16 protein-coding genes, 1 pseudogene and 1 riboswitch are annotated in these 20,679 nt (G+C 47.9%); of the genes and pseudogenes, 15 read left to right on the top strand and 2 right to left on the bottom strand.

Going from position 1 to position 20,679, the window contains the following annotated elements; translation table 11 throughout:
- The first annotated feature begins 3 nt into the window (after positions 1-3).
- The 9 genes from rny (at position 4) to BMW55_RS12945 (ending at position 9,942) form a co-directional block, all read left to right on the top strand.
- Entirely contained in the window at positions 4-1,548 is a 1,545-nt protein-coding gene (rny, locus tag BMW55_RS12985) for a ribonuclease Y (protein WP_089969968.1), read from the top strand.
- A 59-nt stretch (positions 1,549-1,607) separates the two neighbouring features.
- Complete coding sequence (locus BMW55_RS12980; protein WP_089969965.1) at positions 1,608-2,402, top strand: TIGR00282 family metallophosphoesterase; 795 nt, start codon at positions 1,608-1,610, stop codon at positions 2,400-2,402.
- Positions 2,403-2,521: 119 nt separating this feature from the next.
- On the top strand, positions 2,522-2,782 hold the full coding sequence (locus BMW55_RS12975) for a stage V sporulation protein S (protein WP_022737614.1): 261 nt from the start codon (positions 2,522-2,524) through the stop codon (positions 2,780-2,782).
- Positions 2,783-2,854: 72 nt separating this feature from the next.
- Positions 2,855-3,826, top strand: coding sequence for a dipeptidase (locus tag BMW55_RS12970; RefSeq protein WP_089969964.1), 972 nt, complete (start codon positions 2,855-2,857; stop codon positions 3,824-3,826).
- 231 nt (positions 3,827-4,057) lie between these two features.
- The gene (locus tag BMW55_RS12965; RefSeq protein ID WP_089969962.1) at positions 4,058-5,815 is read left to right on the top strand and encodes a 2-oxoacid:acceptor oxidoreductase subunit alpha; all 1,758 of its coding nucleotides are present in this window, start codon (positions 4,058-4,060) and stop codon (positions 5,813-5,815) included.
- Complete coding sequence (locus BMW55_RS12960; protein WP_089969960.1) at positions 5,802-6,668, top strand: 2-oxoacid:ferredoxin oxidoreductase subunit beta; 867 nt, start codon at positions 5,802-5,804, stop codon at positions 6,666-6,668. Before BMW55_RS12965 ends, BMW55_RS12960 begins: the two co-directional genes overlap by 14 nt.
- Positions 6,669-6,739: 71 nt before the next feature.
- Complete coding sequence (locus tag BMW55_RS12955; protein WP_089969957.1) at positions 6,740-7,474, top strand: MBL fold metallo-hydrolase; 735 nt, start codon at positions 6,740-6,742, stop codon at positions 7,472-7,474.
- A 207-nt stretch (positions 7,475-7,681) separates the two neighbouring features.
- Positions 7,682-7,783: riboswitch (purine riboswitch) on the top strand.
- Between the two features lie 155 nt (positions 7,784-7,938).
- Complete coding sequence (locus BMW55_RS12950) at positions 7,939-8,511, top strand: xanthine phosphoribosyltransferase (RefSeq protein ID WP_089969953.1); 573 nt, start codon at positions 7,939-7,941, stop codon at positions 8,509-8,511.
- A 255-nt stretch (positions 8,512-8,766) separates the two neighbouring features.
- The gene (locus tag BMW55_RS12945; RefSeq protein ID WP_089969951.1) at positions 8,767-9,942 is read left to right on the top strand and encodes a glycine C-acetyltransferase; all 1,176 of its coding nucleotides are present in this window, start codon (positions 8,767-8,769) and stop codon (positions 9,940-9,942) included.
- Between the two features lie 106 nt (positions 9,943-10,048).
- Here the strand turns inward: BMW55_RS12945 and BMW55_RS12940 are convergent, their stop codons facing one another.
- Entirely contained in the window at positions 10,049-10,684 is a 636-nt protein-coding gene (locus tag BMW55_RS12940; RefSeq protein WP_089969948.1) for a YesL family protein, read from the bottom strand.
- 343 nt (positions 10,685-11,027) lie between these two features.
- Here BMW55_RS12940 and msrB point away from each other — a divergent pair.
- Positions 11,028-11,444: pseudogene (gene msrB / locus BMW55_RS12930) on the top strand (peptide-methionine (R)-S-oxide reductase MsrB); the annotation flags it as partial.
- Positions 11,445-11,499: 55 nt separating this feature from the next.
- Here msrB and pepF read toward each other — a convergent pair.
- Positions 11,500-13,320: an oligoendopeptidase F gene (gene pepF, locus BMW55_RS12925; protein WP_089969942.1), complete on the bottom strand. Its 1,821-nt coding sequence runs from the start codon at positions 13,318-13,320 to the stop codon at positions 11,500-11,502.
- Between the two features lie 542 nt (positions 13,321-13,862).
- Here pepF and miaB point away from each other — a divergent pair.
- From miaB to mutS, 5 genes are all read left to right on the top strand, one after another.
- Positions 13,863-15,344, top strand: coding sequence for a tRNA (N6-isopentenyl adenosine(37)-C2)-methylthiotransferase MiaB (gene miaB, locus BMW55_RS12920; RefSeq protein WP_089969939.1), 1,482 nt, complete (start codon positions 13,863-13,865; stop codon positions 15,342-15,344).
- Position 15,345: 1 nt separating this feature from the next.
- Complete coding sequence (locus BMW55_RS12915) at positions 15,346-15,771, top strand: YlbF/YmcA family competence regulator (protein WP_170839922.1); 426 nt, start codon at positions 15,346-15,348, stop codon at positions 15,769-15,771.
- A gap of 98 nt (positions 15,772-15,869) precedes the next feature.
- Positions 15,870-16,460, top strand: coding sequence for an outer spore coat protein CotE (cotE, locus tag BMW55_RS12910; protein ID WP_170839921.1), 591 nt, complete (start codon positions 15,870-15,872; stop codon positions 16,458-16,460).
- A 145-nt stretch (positions 16,461-16,605) separates the two neighbouring features.
- The gene (locus BMW55_RS12905) at positions 16,606-18,009 is read left to right on the top strand and encodes a putative amidoligase domain-containing protein (RefSeq protein WP_089969932.1); all 1,404 of its coding nucleotides are present in this window, start codon (positions 16,606-16,608) and stop codon (positions 18,007-18,009) included.
- Positions 18,010-18,071: 62 nt separating this feature from the next.
- On the top strand, positions 18,072-20,675 hold the full coding sequence (mutS, locus tag BMW55_RS12900) for a DNA mismatch repair protein MutS (protein ID WP_089969930.1): 2,604 nt from the start codon (positions 18,072-18,074) through the stop codon (positions 20,673-20,675).
- Positions 20,676-20,679: the final 4 nt, after the last annotated feature.

Raw genomic sequence — 20,679 nt, 5'->3', positions numbered from 1 at the left:
ACGATGTCTTTTGGACTGACTCACATCATTCTGCTGTTTGCCTCTCTGGGAATCGGCATCGCAGCGGGTTACCGGATCCGCAAAATGACAGCGGAAGCCCGCATTGGCAGCGCTGAAAAAGAAGCGGCCGCCATCATCGAGAAAGCGGAAAAAGAAGCGGAAGCTTTGAAGAAGGAAAAAGTCTTCGAAGCGCGGGATGAAGCGCATCGTCTCCGCAGCGAAGCGGAAAAAGAGATTCGTGAACAGCGAAATGAATTGCAGAGAATAGAACGCCGGCTCAGTCAGAAAGAAGAGTCGCTTGAACGGAAACAGCATGCTCTTGAGAAGCGGGATGAAGCGTTAAATCATCGGGAAAAGCAAATCGAGCTTCAAGAAGAGAAGATTGACCAGCTATACCAGGAACAAATGAAAGAGATGGAACGGATTTCCGGCCTCACAACCGATGAGGCGAGACAATTGATTCTGGCCAAAGTGGAAAAAGAGATGCGCCATGAGACGGCACAAATCATCAAAGAGATGGAACAGCAGGCCATTGAAGAAGGAGACAAGCGTGCCCGCAATATCTTGTCTCTGGCCATTCAGCGCTGTGCGGCTGATCATGTGGCGGAAACGACCGTCTCTGTTGTCACGCTTCCCAATGATGAGATGAAAGGGCGGATTATCGGACGTGAAGGACGAAATATCCGCACCCTTGAAACGCTTACCGGAATTGATCTCATCATTGATGATACTCCCGAAGCGGTCATTTTATCCGGTTTTGACCCCATTCGTCGAGAAGTGGCACGTGTCGCGTTGGAAAAACTGGTCGCAGATGGCCGGATTCATCCGGCGCGCATTGAAGAGATGGTTGAAAAATCACGGCGGGATGTGGACGAGCGCATCCGTGAGTATGGAGAACAGGCCACATTTGAGACGGGTGTGCACGGCTTGCATCCTGACTTGATAAAGATTGTAGGCCGTTTGAAATTCCGTACCAGCTATGGGCAAAACGTGTTGAAGCATTCGATGGAGGTCGCCCATCTCGCTGGCTTAATGGCCGCTGAACTGGGTGAAGATATTCATCTGGCCAAGAGGGCAGGCCTTCTTCACGATATCGGGAAAGCCATCGACCACGAAATCGAAGGCTCACATGTCGATATCGGGGTGGAGTTGGCTAAAAAGTATAATGAGCATCCAGTCGTGATCAACAGTATTGCTTCTCATCACGGTGACGTGGAAGCTACAAGTGTCATTGCGGTACTGGTCCGGGCCGCAGACGCGCTCTCGGCAGCACGTCCCGGAGCACGGCGCGAAACGCTGGAAGCATATATCAAACGTCTTGAGAAACTGGAAGAAATCTGCGAATCCTTCGATGGCGTTGAAAAATCATATGCCATTCAGGCAGGGCGTGAATGCCGGATTATCGTCAAGCCGGATGAAGTGGATGATGCCGAATCGAGCCGTTTGGCCAGAGAAATCACAAAACAAATCGAAAACCAACTGGATTATCCCGGCCATATCAAAGTGACGGTCATCCGGGAAACACGATGTGTGGAATATGCAAAATAAAGTGGCCTTTGGCCACTTTATTTTTTTAGCAGCAAGTAGGTTGGAGGATAATATACTGTATGAGAATATTGATGATCGGTGATGTCGTCGGCTCTCTTGGACTTAAGACCATGTCTGTGTATCTCCCCAAACTGAATAAACTGTATTCACCTGATGCCATTGTGGTCAACGGTGAAAATGCCGCTGGCAACGGCCGGGGGATTGGAAAGGCGATCGCAAGGGAAATGTTCGAATTGGGTGTTCATTGCATTACACTTGGCAATCATGCCTGGGGGCAAGCGGAAGTGTTCGATTTTATCGATGAAGAACAGGGAATCGTCCGTCCGGCCAATTTTCCTGTCGGTACGCCGGGGCAAGGTTTTACCGTGATTCCGACACAAGCCGGGAAGTTAACCGTCATCAATCTGATGGGCAGAACTTTCATGGCTCCCCTTGACTGTCCTTTTCGAAAGATGGATGAAATTTTAGAGCAGGTCCCGACCGATTCCTGCATCTTGGTTGATTTTCATGCGGAGACCACATCAGAAAAACAGGCATTGGCGTGGTATTTGGACGGGAGGGTGTCAGCGGTTGTCGGGACGCATACGCATGTGCAAACGGCCGACGAACGAATCCTGTCCAAAGGAACAGGTTATTTGACCGATGTGGGAATGGTGGGACCGTATGACGGAATCATCGGCATGGAGCGAAGCGCGATCATCAAGCGTTTTTTGACGCAGATGCCTGTCCGCTTTTCGGTGGCAAAAGGCAGGTGCCAATTTAATGCCGTGCTGATCGATATAGACAAACAGACCAAAAAAGCAAAGCATTTGAAGAGAATTCGCATTGACGAGGACACACCGTTAATCAGTTAATTATAAAATAATTTTCTTTCTGATTTTTCATTCGTATCTGTGTGAAGTAGAAGGAATTTTTATGAGATGGTCGAATAGGATAAAAGTGGACTCACTCCAACCATCGAGGAGGTACCTTCATGGAAGTATTAAAAGTTTCAGCAAAATCCAATCCGAATTCTGTCGCAGGTGCACTCGCCGGAGTCTTGCGTGAACGCGGCCAAGCCGAGATGCAAGCCATCGGTGCAGGAGCGCTTAATCAAGCTGTTAAAGCGGTTGCAATCGCACGAGGATTTGTTGCGCCGAGCGGGATCGACTTGATTTGCATCCCGGCCTTTACCGATATCGTCATCGATGGTGAAGAGCGAACCGCTATCAAGTTGATCGTGGAACCTCGTTAAGAGTGGAGCAATATATTTGAAAAACCTGTTTATGCTTATAGACAGGTTTTTCTTTTATTGGGAGGAAAAAACATGCTGGTGATGGATGCTCACTGCGATGTTTTATATAAAATGTGGTTAAATCCCGGAATCTCTTTTTATGACACGGATTCCGGGTTGGACGTTACTTATGAAAACCTGGAGAAGTCGAAAATCGTATTCCAGACCTTTGCCGTTTGGGTTCCGGACAAAGTTCCGGTTGGGCAAAGGTTTGAGGCGGCCATCAAGCAAATTGACGATTTTTATGAAAAAGTCATTCAAAACGGGCAAAAGGTGTTTCTTGTTACCTCAGGTGAGCAACTGAGTGAGTGTTCGCCCACCCGGATCGGTGCCCTCCTGTCGCTGGAAGGAGCGGATGCTCTTCAGGGGGACCTCCGGTTTTTGCGGACGTTTTACCGCTTGGGAGTTCGTCAGATGGGCCTGACTTGGAACCATGCCAATGAAGCGGCGGACGGGATCAAAGAAGAACGGGGCGGGGGACTGACCCGCTTCGGCCGCCAGGTCATCGAAGAAATGAGCCGGTTGGGGATGGTGCTCGATGTTTCCCACCTGTCGGTCAAGGGATTTTGGGAAGTAATGGAACACCCTGATTTACCGGTAATCGCTTCTCATTCCAACAGCCGGGCCATTTGTCCGCATGTCCGCAATCTCGAAGATGAACAGATTAAAGCGTTGATCCAAAAAAACGGACTCATCGGCCTTACTTATGTACCTTACTTTGTTCATTTTCCGCATACCGAAGCAAGGATTGACCATCTGATCAAGCATATTGAACATATTTGCGAACTGGGCGGGGAGAACCACCTGATCTTTGGTTCCGACTTTGATGGAATACATGATAAGATTGCCCAACTTGAAAATGCCGGTCAACTGAACAATCTGATCGACGCGTTATTGATGCGATATCCGGAAACCTTGGTCAGAAAATGGGCCTGGGATAACGGATATCAATTTTATTCTAAGCACCTAGCTTCACAAAACGTTAAAAAAACAGAAGCAAAATAGGGTTTATGTGCACATAAGGGTTCTATCGGATAAAAAAAGAAGAAAATCAAAGGATAAGGGAGATATAACGGTTGCTTTTTACCTTGCAGAGGACTAGAATTAATACATGATAAATCTATCGACTCGCCACAAATCCGATTTTTTCCTTCGCTTTGTGAAGAGCCGATATAGCCAATAAACCATTTTAAATCATCGTGTTAGTTGTGTGGGAGTATTAAAGGAGATGAGTTCATGATCAAGCAGCTTTCGTGGAAAGTGGGCGGACAGCAAGGGGAAGGTATTGACAGTGCTGGTGAAATACTGGCAACGGCACTCAATCGCAAAGGGTATTATCTATATGGGTACAGACATTTTTCCTCTCGGATTAAGGGAGGTCATTCAAACACAAAAATTCGAATCAGCACAAGCCCGGTCCGCTCCATTTCCGACGAGCTGGATATTCTTGTTGCATTCGACCAAGAAACGATTGACCTCAATGCCTTTGAATTGATTGAGGGCGGAATTATCCTTGCTGACGCTAAATTTAATCCAGCAGTGCCTGAAGGTATTTCCGCACGTCTTCTTGCTGTACCATTTACCAAGATCGCTGAAGAAGTGGGCATGGCCCAGATGAAAAACATGGTGGCTGTCGGCGCTTCCGCGGCGCTGTTAGGCATCTCCGTCGATGCGTTCCAGGAAGTCATTGAAGAAAGATTTGCAAGAAAAGGCCAAAAAATCGTGGATAAAAATATGGAAGCGATCTCACGCGGTGTGGAGTTCGTGATCTCGGAAGTCGGAGATATTTCCAACTTTAAACTGGAGCCTTCAGACGGCAAAAAACGTTTGTACATGATCGGCAATGATGCCATCGCACTGGGCGCGGTCGCAGCGGGAGCCAGATTGATGGCCGCTTATCCGATTACCCCCTCCTCCGAAATCATGGAATATCTCATTAAAAGGCTGCCGGAGTTTGGTGGCACTGTAGTACAAACCGAGGATGAAATCGCTGCCATTACGATGGTGATCGGTGCCAACTACGGGGGCGTACGCGCTTTGACCGCATCGGCCGGACCGGGTCTTTCCTTGATGACTGAAGCCATTGGTTTGGCGGGGATGACTGAAACACCGGCAGTGATTGTCAACACCCAGCGCGGGGGCCCAAGCACGGGTCTGCCGACCAAACAGGAGCAAAGTGACCTGTTGGCCATGCTGTACAGCACACACGGGGAAATTCCAAAAATCGTCATTGCCCCAAGTACGGCGGAAGAGTGTTTCTACGACACAATTCAAGCCTTCAACCTGGCCGAACAATACCAATGCCCTGTCATCATTCTGTCCGACTTGGCGCTTTCTCTGGGTAAACAGACGGTAGAGCCGCTCGATTATGATCGAATCAAAATCGACCGCGGCAAATTGGTTTTGGACGATGAAGAACTGCCTGAACTTGAAAACTCGGAATTATTCCCCCGCTATGAGTTTACACCGGATGGGATTTCCCGCCGGGTTCTTCCGGGTAAGAAAAACGGTCTGCACCATGTAACAGGTGTGGAACATGATCAAACCGGCCGTCCTTCTGAAAACCCGGTTAACCGTAAGAAAATGATGGATAAACGGTTGTCTAAATTGGCAAACGGAATCCAATTTGAGGAGCCTGTCTTCCTCGATGCCAAACACGAAGAAGCAGATCTTTTGATTGTTGGTTTCTGTTCAACCCGCGGAACCATCCATGAAGCGATGGAACGTCTGGAAGCAGAAGGAATGAAGGTAAACCATGCGCATGTGCGCCAAGTGTTACCGTTCCCGACCGATATTATGGCCGAACAGATGAAAAAAGCGAAAAAAGTGATCGTTGTAGAAAACAATGCAACCGGACAACTCACCAATTTGATCAAGATGCACGTTGGAATGGCAGAAAAACTGGTTCACATCGGAAAATACGACGGAAACCCATTCCTGCCGTCCGAAATCTACAAACAATGTAAGGAGCTGTTTGTTCATGGCCACATTTAAAGATTTCCGCAACAAAGTGAAGCCGAATTGGTGTCCGGGTTGTGGTGACTTCTCCGTGTTGGCCGCCATGCAGCGTGCTTTTGCCAATGTCGGTTTGGAACCGCATGATGTCGCCATCGTATCGGGAATCGGTTGTTCCGGTCGGATTTCCGGCTACGTGAATGCTTATGGTTTTCACGGGGTTCATGGACGCGCATTACCGATTGCCCAGGGGTTGAAATTGGCCAACCGCGGTCTGACTGTGATTGCCGCAGGGGGAGACGGTGATGGATTCGCCATCGGTATGGCTCACACCATCCACGCGATTCGCCGTAACGTGGATATCACCTATATCGTGATGGATAACCAGGTGTATGGTTTGACAAAAGGGCAGACTTCTCCGCGGAGTGAGATGGGCTTCAAAACGAAGAGCACGCCACACGGGTCCATCGAAGCAGCGATCAACCCGATGGAAATGGCGCTGACCGTGGGAGCGGGCTTTGTCGCACAATCCGTATCCAGCGATTTGAAACAATTGACCCATGTCATTGAAGAAGGAATCAAGCATAAAGGCTTCTCGCTGATCAACGTATACAGCCCTTGTGTCACTTACAACAAAATCAACACCTATGACTGGTTTAAAGAACATCTCGTCAATCTGGATGATGATCCGAATTATGATCCTGCCGACCGTTCCATGGCGATGCAAAAACTGATGGAGAACAACGGTCTGGTTACGGGAATCATTTATCAAAACAAAGAGCGGAAGCCTTACGAAGATATGATCAAAGGCTTTAAAGAAACGCCGCTCAGCAAACAAGATATCATGCTCACCAGAGAACAATTTGATAAACTGGTAGCAGAATTTGCATAATAAAACAGGATGTCTGGCCACTTCCGTTTGCAGGGAGTGGCTTTTTATACATAAGCATAGGAGGGTTTTCGATGCGCTGGACCGTTTTGGGTTGCCATTCTCCATTTCCCGGACCTGGCGGAGCTACACCCGGATATTTGCTGGAAGCTGACGGGAAACGAATCTTAATCGATTGCGGCAGCGGGGTGTTGGCCCAATTGGCGAAAAAAATGCCGCTCTACGATTTGGATGCCGTTTTTCTCTCTCATCTTCATCACGACCATATTTCCGACTTTTTCGTTCTTCAGTACGCCATCATGACCGCAATCAAGCAGAAGAAACGGGCTGTTCCGCTCCCGGTGTGGGCTCCCGCCGAACCTGCTCACTGGTACTCCAAGTTAAGTTACGACCGGTATATTGAAAAACATGTGATGGAAGAAGGAACAGAAGCCTCCCTGGGAAACCTGAAATTTTCCTTTTACCGAACCGACCATGCCATTCCGTGTTATGCGATGAAGATCAAAGAGGATCAACGCATCCTTTTATACGGAGCGGATTCCGGCCCCAAAACGAATTGGACGCGAATGGCCGATTCGCCGGATTTGTTCGTGTGTGAAGCAACTTATCTTCATAAAGACTTGCCTTCCCAACCCACAGGTCATCTCTCGGCGAGACAGGCAGCCGAAGCAGCCCTGGACCTGCGTGCAAAAAAATTGCTGCTGACTCATTTATATCCTGATTATGATCCAAAATCGATTCAACAAGAGGCACGATCTGTGTTTGCATCTTCCATTGTTGCGGAGACAGGTCTTTCCATTATGATTTAAGACTATAAAATGGGTCTGATCACCAGACTGCGCTTGGGCCCATAACCGCCGACCAAAGGTGATCCGGTTCGATGATGTTCGATATTTGTTCATGTTTAAATCTGTTGAAACTAAAGCTTTCCCATTCAATTGATCCGCAGAGGTTTTTACAATTTCAAGGCATATGCTTTTTCAGGTAGTGAAATTGAGTTATAATCAACCCATAAACCGAATATTAAAGACTTAGCTCATATAATCGTAAGGATATGGCTTACGAGTCTCTACCGGACTACCGTAAATAGTTCGACTATGAGTGGGTCAGGCAAGGACGCGTCTGATTGGCTTCCTTGCTTGTTTGTTGAGGATAATACAACCCTTTTCATAAAAGCTCAGCAGAACTCACTCATCCGATCGTGTGAGTCTAGCTGAGCTCTTTTATTTTCGCATTGGTTTAAGCATCAGGGAAATATGGGAGGAGAGCTACTTTGAAATTGCTGAAGGAGAAAATCGTTGCAGAAGGAAAAGTTCTTTCCGATGAGATTTTAAAAGTGGATGCTTTTTTAAACCATCAACTGGATCCGGTGTTGATGAAGGAGATTGGGGCTGAGTTTGCCAGGCGCTTTGCGGATGAAAAGATTACAAAAGTTTTAACCATTGAATCGTCAGGCATTGCTCCGGCACTGATGGCTGCTCTCGAGCTGGGGGTCCCCTTGATTTTCGCGAGAAAAAGAAAATCACTGACACTCAGACAAAATGTTTATGAGACGAAAGTTTTTTCCTTTACCAAACAAGAAATAAATACCATTACGATTTCCAGGGATTATTTGAGCTTTGATGACCGGGTCCTGATTATCGATGATTTTTTAGCTAATGGACAAGCAGCGGAGGGTCTGATCGATTTGGTCAAACAAGCCGGAGCCAAAGTGGTCGGATTGGGAATCGTGATCGAAAAATCGTTTCAACAAGGAGGCCAAAAGCTGCGTGAGTCGGGGATTCGGATAGAATCACTGGCAGAGATCGGTTCACTCCGGAATGGAGAAGTAACGTTTTTGCCTTAAAAAAAGGATCATCCAATTTACGAGATTGGCAAACCCGTTCAGGGCTTTTTAAATAGGACGGTGGAAATGGATTTCAAAACCCGTGCGGTCACTCCTGCTGGACACCGGAACCGTGTTCATTGTTCCGCCCGCCAATGCTTCTCCATTTGGCACGGATATTTGTTGGAAGAATAGAGGAATGATCTGTGTCAAACTTGCGGAAGATAGTAGGAAAGCGCCATTTTACTTTCATGGTTTCAATAGGGGTGACCGCACGTGAATGGATTTTCCCATCTGGAACAAGAGATTCAGGAATGGAAAACAGCAGGAACTTTCCGCCCTTTAACCGTTCTTGAGTCGGAGCAGGGGTCCAAGGTAATCATCCGCGGCAAAGAAGTTATTCAGCTTTCTTCCAACAACTATCTTGGTTTAACCACTCATCCCCGCTTAAAAAAAACGGCCCTGGAGGCAGTTGAAAAATATGGTGCAGGAACCGGATCTGTTCGAACGATTGCCGGAACCTTTTCCATGCATGAAACATTTGAACAACGGCTGGCCGAATTTAAGCATACAGAAGCTGCCCTTGTGTTCCAATCCGGTTTCACCGCCAACGTGGGCGTCATTTCTTCGATTCTGACCGATCAGGATGTAGTCATCAGCGATGAGCTAAACCATGCGAGCATCATTGACGGTATCCGTTTGACCAAAGCGAACCGCCGCATTTACAAACACTCCGATCCTGATGATCTGGAGAAAGCACTGAAAGAAACGCAAAATGCCCGTGTCCGCCTCGTCGTTACCGACGGGGTCTTCAGTATGGATGGAGATATCGCCCCTCTCCCGGAGATTGTGGAACTTTGTGAGAAATACGATGCGCTGGTCATGGTCGACGACGCCCATGCCAGCGGTGTTCTGGGGAAAAACGGCCGTGGTACGGTGGATCATTTCGGGCTTCATGGCCGTGTTCATATTCAGGTCGGCACTCTCTCAAAAGCAATCGGCGTCTTAGGCGGTTATGTGGCCGGGCCACAAGTGCTGCGGGATTATTTGATTCATCGTGCTCGTCCGTTCTTGTTCAGCACTTCCCATCCACCGGCCGTAACAGCTGCTTGTCATGCGGCTCTGGATGTGTTGCTGGAAGAGCCGGAACGAATCGATCGTTTATGGGAAAACACCCGTTTCTTCAAAGAAGGCTTAACCGCACTGGGATTTGAGACCGGCAAGAGCGAAACGCCCGTCACCCCTGTGATCGTTGGCGAAGGTGCACTGGCGATGCAACTATCCGACCAATTGTTTGAAGAAGGCGTTTATGCACAGGGAATTGCTTACCCCACAGTGCCAAAAGGCAAAGCCCGCGTTCGCACCATCGTAACTGCCGTCCACACCAAAGAAGAATTGGAAACTTGTCTCCACGCATTCGAACAGGCAGGTAAAAAATTAGGCATCATTTAAGCATGGAGCCCGGTCCAAATACTGGCCGGGTTTTATGTTCGTCAACCCTGTCTTCAATGATCTGCGATGTTATCAGGTTCTTCAACCCATTTTCTGATTCATCTTTTCACCCTGTGCTCGTTGAATCGCTGTGTTTGGTTGCATTTTTCGGGTTCAGGAGGTGAGCAAATTTTCGATCCGCAAACCAGTAGGTGATCCATGCACACAGGCTGAAGCAGAAGAAAAAGAGGATAAAAGGATATCGTAAGGAAATAAAGAAAACGATCCCAGTCAGGATGATATTGGCAAAGGTGTAAAAAGGCTTATAAAATCCTATTTTAAAAGCATTGATCAGCAGTTGTTTGGTCGTTAGATAGTTGTTAACCATTAACGGATAGATGGAGAGTGCTGTCGAAATGTAAAGCATGCATGCAAAACAGAGCATGATGAAGATCAGCTGATTAAGGGAAGATTTATGATGCACAAGAAAATAAAAATCTGCAATCAAGATTAAGGCAATGGAAGATAAAACAATCCCGGCAATCATACTCTGTTTGAAATTTTCCGCAAATAGTTTGCGGTACGTGGTGAAGATGGGAGGCTCCTCTCCCTTGATCCATTTTCTGACTACCCCAAACATGGCAGCAGTAGCCGGAAAAATGGTAATCACAGGCAAACATGAAAAGAGAAACAGAAGGTTTAAATAAGCGAAATGATAGATCCATGTGCAAATCCGATACAGAATCCCGTCAAGTGCAAACATGTTTCACACCACATCCCTCTCCGGTTTGCTTCGTTTATTTATAAGTTTCACACATCAAGGCAAACGAGTCTACCAGAACATGAATTTTTTTGACAGTCTGTTTCAGGCGATATCCGGAGCGCTGGAAAAAACCTTTCCCCGTCTCTGCGCCGCAGAAGCCCGTGATGATTTGATCTTGATGAATTGATAATATGTGAATAAAATGAACATCAATATAAACAAAGCGGTGAAAGGGCAAGATCGGGGAGCAGATCGTTTTGATTTCAGCTGATTCTCGGAGGGATCATTCTTGGAAAAAGATATGAAAAAAAGCCGTTTCAGCCGGGCGGAACAGGAAGTAAGAAAAAAGCACCTCACCCCACTTCAGTTTGAGGTCACACAGAAAAACGGGACGGAGCCTCCTTTCCGCAACGAGTTTTGGGATAACCGGCGGGAAGGCATTTATGTGGACATCGTTTCCGGTGAACCGTTGTTCAGTTCGCTCGACAAGTTTGATTCCGGATGCGGATGGCCGAGCTTTACGAAACCGCTCCATGAGGAGCAGATCGTGGAAAAGCCGGATTACAGCCATGGGATGATCCGGACCGAAGTGAGAAGCAGAGAAGCGGACTCTCATCTCGGGCATGTGTTTGAGGATGGCCCCGCTCCGACCGGCCTCCGGTACTGCATCAATTCTGCGGCGCTTCGATTTATCCCTAAAGAAGATCTGGAAAAAGAAGGATACGGGGAGTATTTGTATTTGTTTGAGAAAAAGGATTGACCACAAACAAAACCAGCCGTCTCCGGGACAAGAGACGGCTGGTTTCTTACATTCGTTAATCTTGAAACAGCAACTGTTCCAGTTCATCCAGTTTTTGTTCGAATACTTTGAGTGCCTGACGGATCGGCTCCGGTGAAGTCATATCGACACCGGCTTTTTTCAACACTTCAATCGGGTAATCCGAGCTGCCGGCTTTTAAGAAATCAATATAGCGGTTCACAGCGGGTTGGCCCTGATCCAGGATTTGTTTGGATAAGGCGGCAGCAGCGCTGAAACCGGTCGCATACTGATAGACATAGTAATTATAGTAAAAATGAGGGACTCTCGCCCATTCCAAGCCAATCTCTTGATCGATCAGCACTTCATTTCCAAAATACTTTTTGTTCAAGTCATAGTAAAGGGAGGTCAATAAATCAGGAGTTAAGGCTTCTCCTTCTTGCGCTTTTGTGTGAATCAGGTGTTCAAATTCCGCGAACATGGTCTGACGGAATACGGTGCCGCGGAAGGACTCCAAATAATGGTTGATCAGGTACAGCTTCTGCTTCGGGTCGTTGGTGACCTTTAATAAATAATCATTGAGAATGGCTTCATTGCAGGTGGATGCTACTTCGGCGACGAAAATGGTATAGTCTCCGTAAACATAAGGCTGTGTTTTCCGTGTGTAGTAGCTGTGCACGGAGTGGCCGAGCTCGTGGGCAAGCGTAAACAGGTTATCCATATTATCCTGCCAGTTCAACAAAATGTAGGGATTTGTGCCGTAAGCTCCAGAGGAGTAAGCTCCGCTTCGTTTCCCTTTATTTTCATAAACATCAATCCAGCGGTTTTGGAAAGCCTCCCTTAAGATGCCAATGTATTCATCACCGAGTGGTTTCAATCCATCCAGCAAAATTTGCTGCGCTTCTTTATAGGTGACTTTTACCTCGACGTCTTTCACCAACGGGACATATAAATCGTACATATGCAATTCGTCCAGCTGAAGCGCCCGTTTGCGGATGGATATATATCTGTGAAGAAGAGGCAAATGTTCATGAATGGTGTTAATCAGCTGGTCGTAAACGCTTTCCGGAATATGGTTGCTGGACAGAGCCGCCTGTCTGGCTGAATCGTATTTGCGGATTCGTGCGTAAAAGTTATTTTTCTTTACGGCTCCGCTCAAGGTGCTGGCAAATGTGTTTTTGTACTTTTCATAAGTCCCGTAGACTGCTTTAAATGCATCTTTTCTTACTCTGCGGTTCTTGCTCTCGAGAAAATGAATGTAACGGCCGTGGGTAACCTCTACTTCATCTCCCTCTTCATCGATAATTGTGGGGAATTTCAAGTCAGCATTGTTCAGCATGCCGAACGTGTGCATGGAGGCGCGCATGACATCGGCGGCTTGAGAAAGCAATGCTTCCTCGGTTTCGGATAAAATGTGCGGACGCTTGCGGTTCAATTCGTCCAGAGCATGTTCATACAATTTCAATTCGCTGTTTTCGCTTAAAAATTGGTTGATCGTATCCTCGCTGATGGAAAGAATTTCGGGTACGATATAGGACATGGCGCTGGAAGCCTCCGAATAGAGGCTGGTCGCCCGGTCGTTAAACGCTTGGTAAAAAGAATTGGTTGTATCCTGATCATAACGCATGCGAGCATATGTATACAATTTGCCTAAGCGTATGGAAATCTCATCTTGAGCCTTCAAGGCGTTTAATAAGTCACCCGAAGAGTTTCCTAATTTTCCTTTAAACTCAGCCAGTTTGGGAATCATGGACTTGATTTGCTGAAACTCTTGCTCCCATGCTTCGTCGGTGGCGAAAATATCTTCTAATCGCCACGTGTATTCAGCGGGAACCTCTGAGCGGAGTAGCAGCTTTTTCGCATTCTGTTGTTCCGTCATCTCTCGTCCTCCTGACTTTTGATACAAAAATCACTTTCTTTTTCAATTATACTATGTAAGATTCGGATGTACTAATATATCGATTTTCCCCGGGGGCCTCCGGCGGTATGCGACGTGCCATTTGTTGCTGTAATGAAGGGTTGCAGTCATATATTGTTATTGTAATCAAATTGGCGGTGGTTTCCTTGCCGGCACCGACAATAAAAACAAAAAGCGGTCACTTCTTCATCAGTCAGCTATTCCCCGGCGATTTCGGCCTGTAAGAAAACGGAAATTCAATCATTTTATTCGCGATTTTCCCTGTGCTGATCAATGATCTTCATAAAATGCGATGAAAAGTTCGGCTTCCGTTTGTTATCTTCCCGGTATTTTCCAGAACAAGTTCACCATCGGTCTTTAACGCCCATCACACTGAAACGTTCATGATTGAACAAGTTTCCATAATGATGTATAATATCTAGGTTGCAAGACCCCGATATAAATCTGACTGTTCATTCATTGATATATATTTTTTTGACCGAAGTAGAAAGGTGTGAAAAACGATGAGTCAAGAAGTCAAGGACTACAGCAAATATTTCATCGCACCTGACTTAAAAGCTGCCAAGAAGCGTGGCAAAGAGGAAGTTAAAGTTCTGCAGTTTGAGCAGATTCCTGAAAATATGCGCCAAGTAGGGAAAGGGAAAAAATATCTGATTCAGACTTACGGCTGTCAGATGAACGTCCACGACAGTGAGACGATTGCCGGGATCTTTGAGCAAATGGGCTACACCGCCACAGAAGAAGAGAAGGACGCCGACATTATCTTGCTCAACACCTGTGCGATTCGTGAAAATGCGGAAGACAAAGTGTTCGGCACCTTGGGCCGCCTGAAACAATTAAAACTTGAAAAGCCGGATCTTCTCCTGGGGGTATGTGGTTGCATGTCCCAGGAGGAGTCGGTGGTCAACCGCATTTTGCAAAGTTATCAGCACGTCGATCTCGTTTTTGGAACGCACAACATTCACCGCCTTCCTTATCTCCTGCAAAACGCCCTCTTCAGCAAGGAAATGGTGGTCGAAGTTTGGTCCAAAGAGGGCGATGTGGTGGAAAACATGCCAAAGGTTCGTTCCGATGGTCTTCGTGCCTGGGTGAATATTATGTATGGCTGCGATAAGTTCTGCACTTATTGCATTGTGCCGTACACCCGCGGGAAAGAGCGGAGCCGTCGCCCGGAAGATGTTTTGAATGAGATCCGTGATCTTGCGCGCAGAGGCTACCAGGAAGTCACCCTGTTGGGACAAAACGTCAATGCTTACGGAAAAGATTTCACCGATCTTGACTACACTTTTGCAGATCTCATGGATGATGTGCGCAAAATCGGCATTCCGCGCGTGCGCTTTACAACCAGCCATCCGCGCGATTTCGACGATCATCTGATCGAAGTGCTGGCCAAACGGGGGAATCTGGTGGAGCATATCCATCTTCCTGTCCAGTCCGGCAGCAGTGAAGTGCTCAAATTGATGGCCCGCAAATATACCCGTGAACAATATCTGGAACTCGTGCGCAAAATCAAAGAAGCGATTCCCGATGTTGTCCTCACGACGGATATTATCGTCGGATTCCCCGGGGAGACAGACGAACAGTTTGAGGAAACCCTGTCCCTGGTGAAGGAAGTGGAGTATGACTCTGCCTTTACTTTCATCTATTCTCCGCGTGAAGGAACTCCGGCGGCCAAAATGAAAGACGATATCCCGATGGAAGTGAAAAAAGAGCGCCTGAAGCGACTCAACGATTTGCAAAATGAAATCAGCCGGAAAAAGAATGAAGCATTGCGCGGACAAGTGGTCGAAGTCCTTGTCGAAGGGGAGAGCAAGAAAAACCCCAACGTCTTGTCCGGACGCACCCGCACGAACAAATTGGTGAATTTTGTCGGACCCAAACATCTGATTGGCAAGTTTGTACAGGTTCGGATTGATGAGCCGCAAACCTGGACATTAAATGGAGTTTGGGTCGATCAAGAGCCGATCGCCCGGGCGGGTGTCTAAGATGCTAATGATCGACCCGGATCATCCGGTTCTAAGGCTTTCGCGCAAGTTTGCCGAACGTCTCCAGTCATGCGAGGAAATTCGGCGCTTTCGACTGGCGGAAGAACAAGTAAATAGAAGCAAAACGGTTCAGCACTATATCGAAACCATTAAAAGGAAGCAAAAAGAGCTGGTCCATGCCAAACATTATCAAAAACGCGAGTATACCCGCCTGTTGGAACAAGAACTGGACCGACTCAACCATGAGCTGGAAAGTTTGCCGATCGTTCGTGAATACCAGCAAGCGCAAGTGGATGTGAATGACCTGTTGCAGACCATTCAACAGGTGATCGCTGATACCGTGTCGACGAAAATCAATGTGCAAACAGGCGGAGATGTCCCCTCCGGCTGCGGCAGCGGGGGACCTTGCGGTTGTTCCCGCAAATAGAGACAACCCCACGGAGTTTTTCCGTGGGGTTTTTTTGCACTCTAGACGGATGCCCTGCATACACTTGTTATTGAACGATGTTTGGAGGAGGGAGCATTTTGTCACATACAGATAGAGTAGTGGAATACCGCCAAATTGTTACGAAAGCCGTATGTGGAAGAGGGCGGAAGTTTTCTCAAGTTACTCATTCCATTATTCCACCCGAAAACATTCATACGATTCTGGGTGCTTGGGTTATCAATCATACCTATGATTGCAACAAAGTCGGGGAGGCCGTAGAAGTTCGCGGAAGCTATGACATCAATATCTGGTACTCAACCAAAGGAAATACCAAAACGGATGTAATGAAAGAAACCATTCGCTATACTGAACAAGTTCCATTAAGCTACTACGACCGGAACACCCGGGAAGAATCAGCCCAAGTCAGCGCCATGGTTACGCAGGCCCCCAATTGTGTGGAAGCTTCGATTGCGTCCCAGTCTGATAACGTCATTGTGAGAGTGGAAAAAGAATTTGTTGTAGAAATGATTGGGGAAACGAAAGTGTGCGTTGCCTGCTATCCATTAGAAGCGGCAGACGATGATTTCAAAGATCTGGGTCCAGAAAGCTATGATTCCGATGATATGGGCAACACCTATGATTTTGAAGACCTGGATCCGGATTTGGTGATTGACGATTTGGAAGACTGAGATTTTAAGCAGGCCTATCTGGTTGAGGTTGAAGGCGAAAGCCTTCTTTTTTTCTTTTTTGCTAACCAATTTTGCCCCCATCACATAACATATGAGCATGATGATTCAATGTACACCAGAGGTGCGGTAAGAAAGGGGAAAGGTTATGGGAGCCGTTACCCTTCCTTATAATGCGTTAGAGAATGAAAATCTGGTTCGGGAAATCGCCATCGTAAATGACCGGCGAATGGCAACCTCGATCCGCTTGGATTCACCGGCCGGCAGACATCTGTCTGAGTCCATGCTTATCTTGAACGATGAAAGTCAGGTGAAACGGGCGCTCGATTCCAAGCTTCGCAAAGAAACTCTCGAGTTGCACGGGGTTCCGGTTTCCGTCAACGGGCCTTTGATCAGGCAGTATGTCGTTTGTATTTTTCAAACACGCGTTCTGGTCATGTACCGTTCAAAGGGGCAGGCATGGACCGCCAACAACAGAAAACACCAGCGGCTGAGTTTTCAACGAGTGTCTCTTCAAGAACAGGGAAAAGAAGTGCGGAAAATTCAAACAACAGCCATTCGCGCTTTATATGCTTTGGGTTTGGATTATGGAGTGGTGAAGTGCGGAGTGGGTGCCGGACAAAAAATTGCGGTCACCCAAGTCATACCCGGACCGAGATTAAATGCCGAGATGGAAAACGGCTTGATCCGGGCCATCCTGCAGTATGTAAAAAAACTGAAAGAACCAAAAGTTTCGCAGGATCAAATCGTGCTGGGGGCTGATCCGGAATTTGTGATGAAGTCGCCAAAAGGACACTTGTTGATGGCTTCCAACTATTTCCCGACCCGCGGCAGGATTGGTTGTGACGCGATTTGGATGGGAGCGAATCATGCCAATAAACCTTTGGTGGAAATCCGCCCGGAGCCCACATCGGATCCCCGGACCATCGTAGTGAGAATCTATCAAGGGTTGCTGCAGGCAGCTAAAAAAATGCACCATTCTCCTGCGAAATGGTTGGCCGGAAATATGCCCTACAATGGATTTCCCCTTGGCGGCCATATCCATTTCAGCGGGATCAGGCCGGACTTTAAAATGCTGCGGGCGTTGGACAATTATCTCTCGCTTCTGCTCGTGGTCGTCGAAGATGAAAGAGGGAAAGGGCGACGGCCCAAGTACGGGTTTCTCGGGGATTTCCGGTATCAAAAACACGGGGGATTTGAATACAGGACACCCCCCAGTTGGCTCGTCTCTCCCACTTTAACCAAGGGTGTTTTTGTGACGGCCAAACTGATTGTGGCCAATTATCGGACCCTTAAGTATAATCCATTGGCGGACTTCGCGATCCAACAGGCTTACTACACAGGGGATAAAGACAAGATCTTTAATCTCGTGCCCGTCCTTTGGGAAGATTTGAAAAAACTGGACGACTACCAGCTTTACAAAAAGTATCTCGATGAATTTTATCGTTACCTCACATCAGGCATCACCTGGGATGAAACCCAGGATTTTCGGAAGTACTGGAGAATTCCCCCCTACCACAAACAAAAAGAAGGCGTAAAAGGTGTGCTCTAGTTTTGATTTTCATGTTACAATAAATGAACGACCACATATCAGATTTCGGGGGAAGAGAGAGATTGGCACAGTATACTCCGATGATACAGCAGTATTTATCGATCAAGGCACAGTATCCCGATGCCTTTTTATTTTTTCGTCTGGGCGACTTTTATGAGATGTTCTTTGAGGATGCCGAAAAAGCCGCACAAGAGCTGGAGATTACACTTACCAGCCGGGATGGGGGCAAAGAGCGTGTCCCTATGTGCGGGGTTCCCTATCATTCTGCCCATACCTATATCGAAAAGCTGATCGAAAAAGGATATAAAGTAGCCATTTGTGAACAAGTGGAAAATCCGGCTGCGGCCAAAGGGGTTGTCAAACGGGAAGTTGTTCGCGTGATTACCCCGGGGACAATTATGGAAGAAAATATGCTGGTGGACCAGGAAAACAACTTTCTGGTTGCGCTCGCCGGCTCATCTTCCTCTGTCGCGCTTGCGGCCGCCGATCTTTCCACCGGTGAATGCCACATTACGGAACTTAACGGATCCATGGACTTTGTACTGGATGAAATCGCTTCTTATCAGCCAAGGGAAGTAGTCTTGGACGAAACGTTGACACGGGAAAAAACGTTTATGGACAAGCTTCATGTTCGGTTCAAGGCGGTCATCACGCCTTTCGGTCAGAAAAGTTCCGAAGCGGAGCTGGAACAGAAGCTGGCGGGTCAGTTTCCCGGATTTGCCGACATATGCACAACTTCTCTGCTCAAACGGGTGCTGGGCATCTTATTCAGTTATCTGGAGGAAACCCAGAAACGATCGCTTGAGCATCTGCAGCGGTTGCGGCGCTACGATGCAAGGCAGTACATGATGCTGGATGATGCGGCGAGACGCAATTTGGAGTTGACCGTCTCCTTAAGCGACGGCAAAAAGCGGGGTTCCTTATTGTGGCTGCTGGATCGTACGGCCACCTCGATGGGCAGCCGCCTGCTCAAAAAATGGCTGGATAAGCCGTTGTTAAACGTCGAGGCAATTAAAGAGAGGCAAGAAGTGGTCCGGGCTTTTTTGGCCGATTATCTTTTGCTGGACGATGTGAAAGATCAATTAAAGCAAGTGTATGATCTGGAGCGGTTGGCAGCCCGGATCGCTTTCGGCTCAGCCAATGCCCGTGACCTCAATGCTTTGAAGCGTTCTTTGCAGGTCATCCCGCAATTGAAGGAACGGCTGATCCTTACATCCTGTTCCCGCCTCGTCCAGCTCGGAGAAAAGATGGACGAATGTGCGGACGTGGTGGCGTTGATTGACCGGGCGATCGTGGAAGAACCGCCTGTGTCGGTCAAAGAAGGGGGAATGATCCGCGACGGGTATGACACGAAACTGGATGAATACCGAACGGTGCAGAAAAACGGCAAAAGCTGGATCACCGAACTGGAGCAAAAGGAACGGGAAGCGACGGGAATCCGGTCACTCAAAGTGGGTTATAATCGTGTGTTCGGTTATTACATAGAGGTAACCAAGGCAAACCTCCACCTTCTGCCGGAGGGCAGATATCAGCGCAAGCAGACATTGGCGAACGCCGAACGATTTGTTACGCCGGAATTAAAAGAGAGAGAACAGCTGATCCTGACCGCTGCGGAAAAGTCGGTGGATCTGGAATACGAGCTCTTTACCGAAGTTCGGACGCGGGTTTCAGCCGAAGTCGGCCGTTTGCAAACGCTGGCCGAATTGGTGGCGGAACTGGATGTTTTGCATGCTTTTGCGCTGGTTGCCCGCGAGTACAGCTATGTTTGCCCGGTGGTTCACACCGGTGACCGCTTATACATTGAAGCGGGACGCCATCCGGTGGTTGAAGCAGTGGCGGGGGAGGCATCCTTTGTTGCCAATGATTCCGAGTTAAACGGAACGGACCGCCAAATCCTGCTCATCACCGGACCCAACATGGCAGGAAAGAGTACGTATATGCGTCAAGTGGCCTTAATCACCATTCTCGGTCAGATCGGCAGTTTCGTTCCCGCCAGCAAAGCGGAGATCTCGATCGTTGACCGCATTTTTACGCGGATCGGGGCGGCAGATGATCTGGTTGGCGGCCGGAGCACTTTTATGGTGGAGATGGCCGAGACTTGCCATGCTTTGAAAGAGGCCACACCCCGCAGCTTGATCTTGCTGGATGAAGTGGGACGGGGAACTTCAACCTATGACGGAATGGCTCTTGCGCAAGCGATTGTGGAGTACATTCATGATCACATCGGCGCCAAAACATTGTTCTCGACTCACTATCATGAACTGACGGAACTGGACAATCCATTGGCCCGCCTCGTCAATGTTCACGCTCAATGTATCGAAAAAAACGGCAAAGTCGTCTTCTTGCACCGCATTGTTCCGGGAGGGGCGGATCGCAGTTACGGAATCCATGTCGCCGAATTGGCCGGACTTCCGGAACAGGTCGTTCAACGGGCCAAAGCCTTATTGTCTGAGCTGGAGGGCCGGGAACAACGTGCCGATGTTTCAGTCGGCCAGCTCAGCCTGTTTGACTGGAACCCCGGGTCGGCACAGGAAGCAGGAAAACCATCCGGGATTTCGGAAGCAGAGAAAGAGGTATTGGAAGCGATTCGATCGGTTGATTTGATGAACAAAACCCCTTTCGAATCGATGCAATTTCTCTTCGAATTGAAGCAAAAGCTGAAATGAGGCT

The sequence above is a fragment of the Lihuaxuella thermophila genome (assembly GCF_900110165.1).
Classification (GTDB): Bacteria; Bacillota; Bacilli; order Thermoactinomycetales; family Thermoactinomycetaceae; genus Lihuaxuella; species Lihuaxuella thermophila.
This window is presented reverse-complemented; position numbering and strand designations above follow the sequence as displayed.

What these genes read in the sequence shown, in the direction of transcription:
- rny (WP_089969968.1), top strand. Translation starts at nt 4, where the DNA reads ATGTCTTTTGGACTGACTCACATCATTCTGCTGTTTGCCTCTCTGGGA.
- BMW55_RS12980 (WP_089969965.1), top strand. Translation starts at nt 1,608, where the DNA reads ATGAGAATATTGATGATCGGTGATGTCGTCGGCTCTCTTGGACTTAAG.
- BMW55_RS12975 (WP_022737614.1), top strand. Translation starts at nt 2,522, where the DNA reads ATGGAAGTATTAAAAGTTTCAGCAAAATCCAATCCGAATTCTGTCGCA.
- BMW55_RS12970 (WP_089969964.1), top strand. Translation starts at nt 2,855, where the DNA reads ATGCTGGTGATGGATGCTCACTGCGATGTTTTATATAAAATGTGGTTA.
- BMW55_RS12965 (WP_089969962.1), top strand. Translation starts at nt 4,058, where the DNA reads ATGATCAAGCAGCTTTCGTGGAAAGTGGGCGGACAGCAAGGGGAAGGT.
- BMW55_RS12960 (WP_089969960.1), top strand. Translation starts at nt 5,802, where the DNA reads ATGGCCACATTTAAAGATTTCCGCAACAAAGTGAAGCCGAATTGGTGT.
- BMW55_RS12955 (WP_089969957.1), top strand. Translation starts at nt 6,740, where the DNA reads ATGCGCTGGACCGTTTTGGGTTGCCATTCTCCATTTCCCGGACCTGGC.
- BMW55_RS12940 (WP_089969948.1), bottom strand. Translation starts at nt 10,684, where the DNA reads ATGTTTGCACTTGACGGGATTCTGTATCGGATTTGCACATGGATCTAT.
- pepF (WP_089969942.1), bottom strand. Translation starts at nt 13,320, where the DNA reads ATGACGGAACAACAGAATGCGAAAAAGCTGCTACTCCGCTCAGAGGTT.
- miaB (WP_089969939.1), top strand. Translation starts at nt 13,863, where the DNA reads ATGAGTCAAGAAGTCAAGGACTACAGCAAATATTTCATCGCACCTGAC.
- BMW55_RS12915 (WP_170839922.1), top strand. Translation starts at nt 15,346, where the DNA reads ATGCTAATGATCGACCCGGATCATCCGGTTCTAAGGCTTTCGCGCAAG.
- BMW55_RS12905 (WP_089969932.1), top strand. Translation starts at nt 16,606, where the DNA reads ATGGGAGCCGTTACCCTTCCTTATAATGCGTTAGAGAATGAAAATCTG.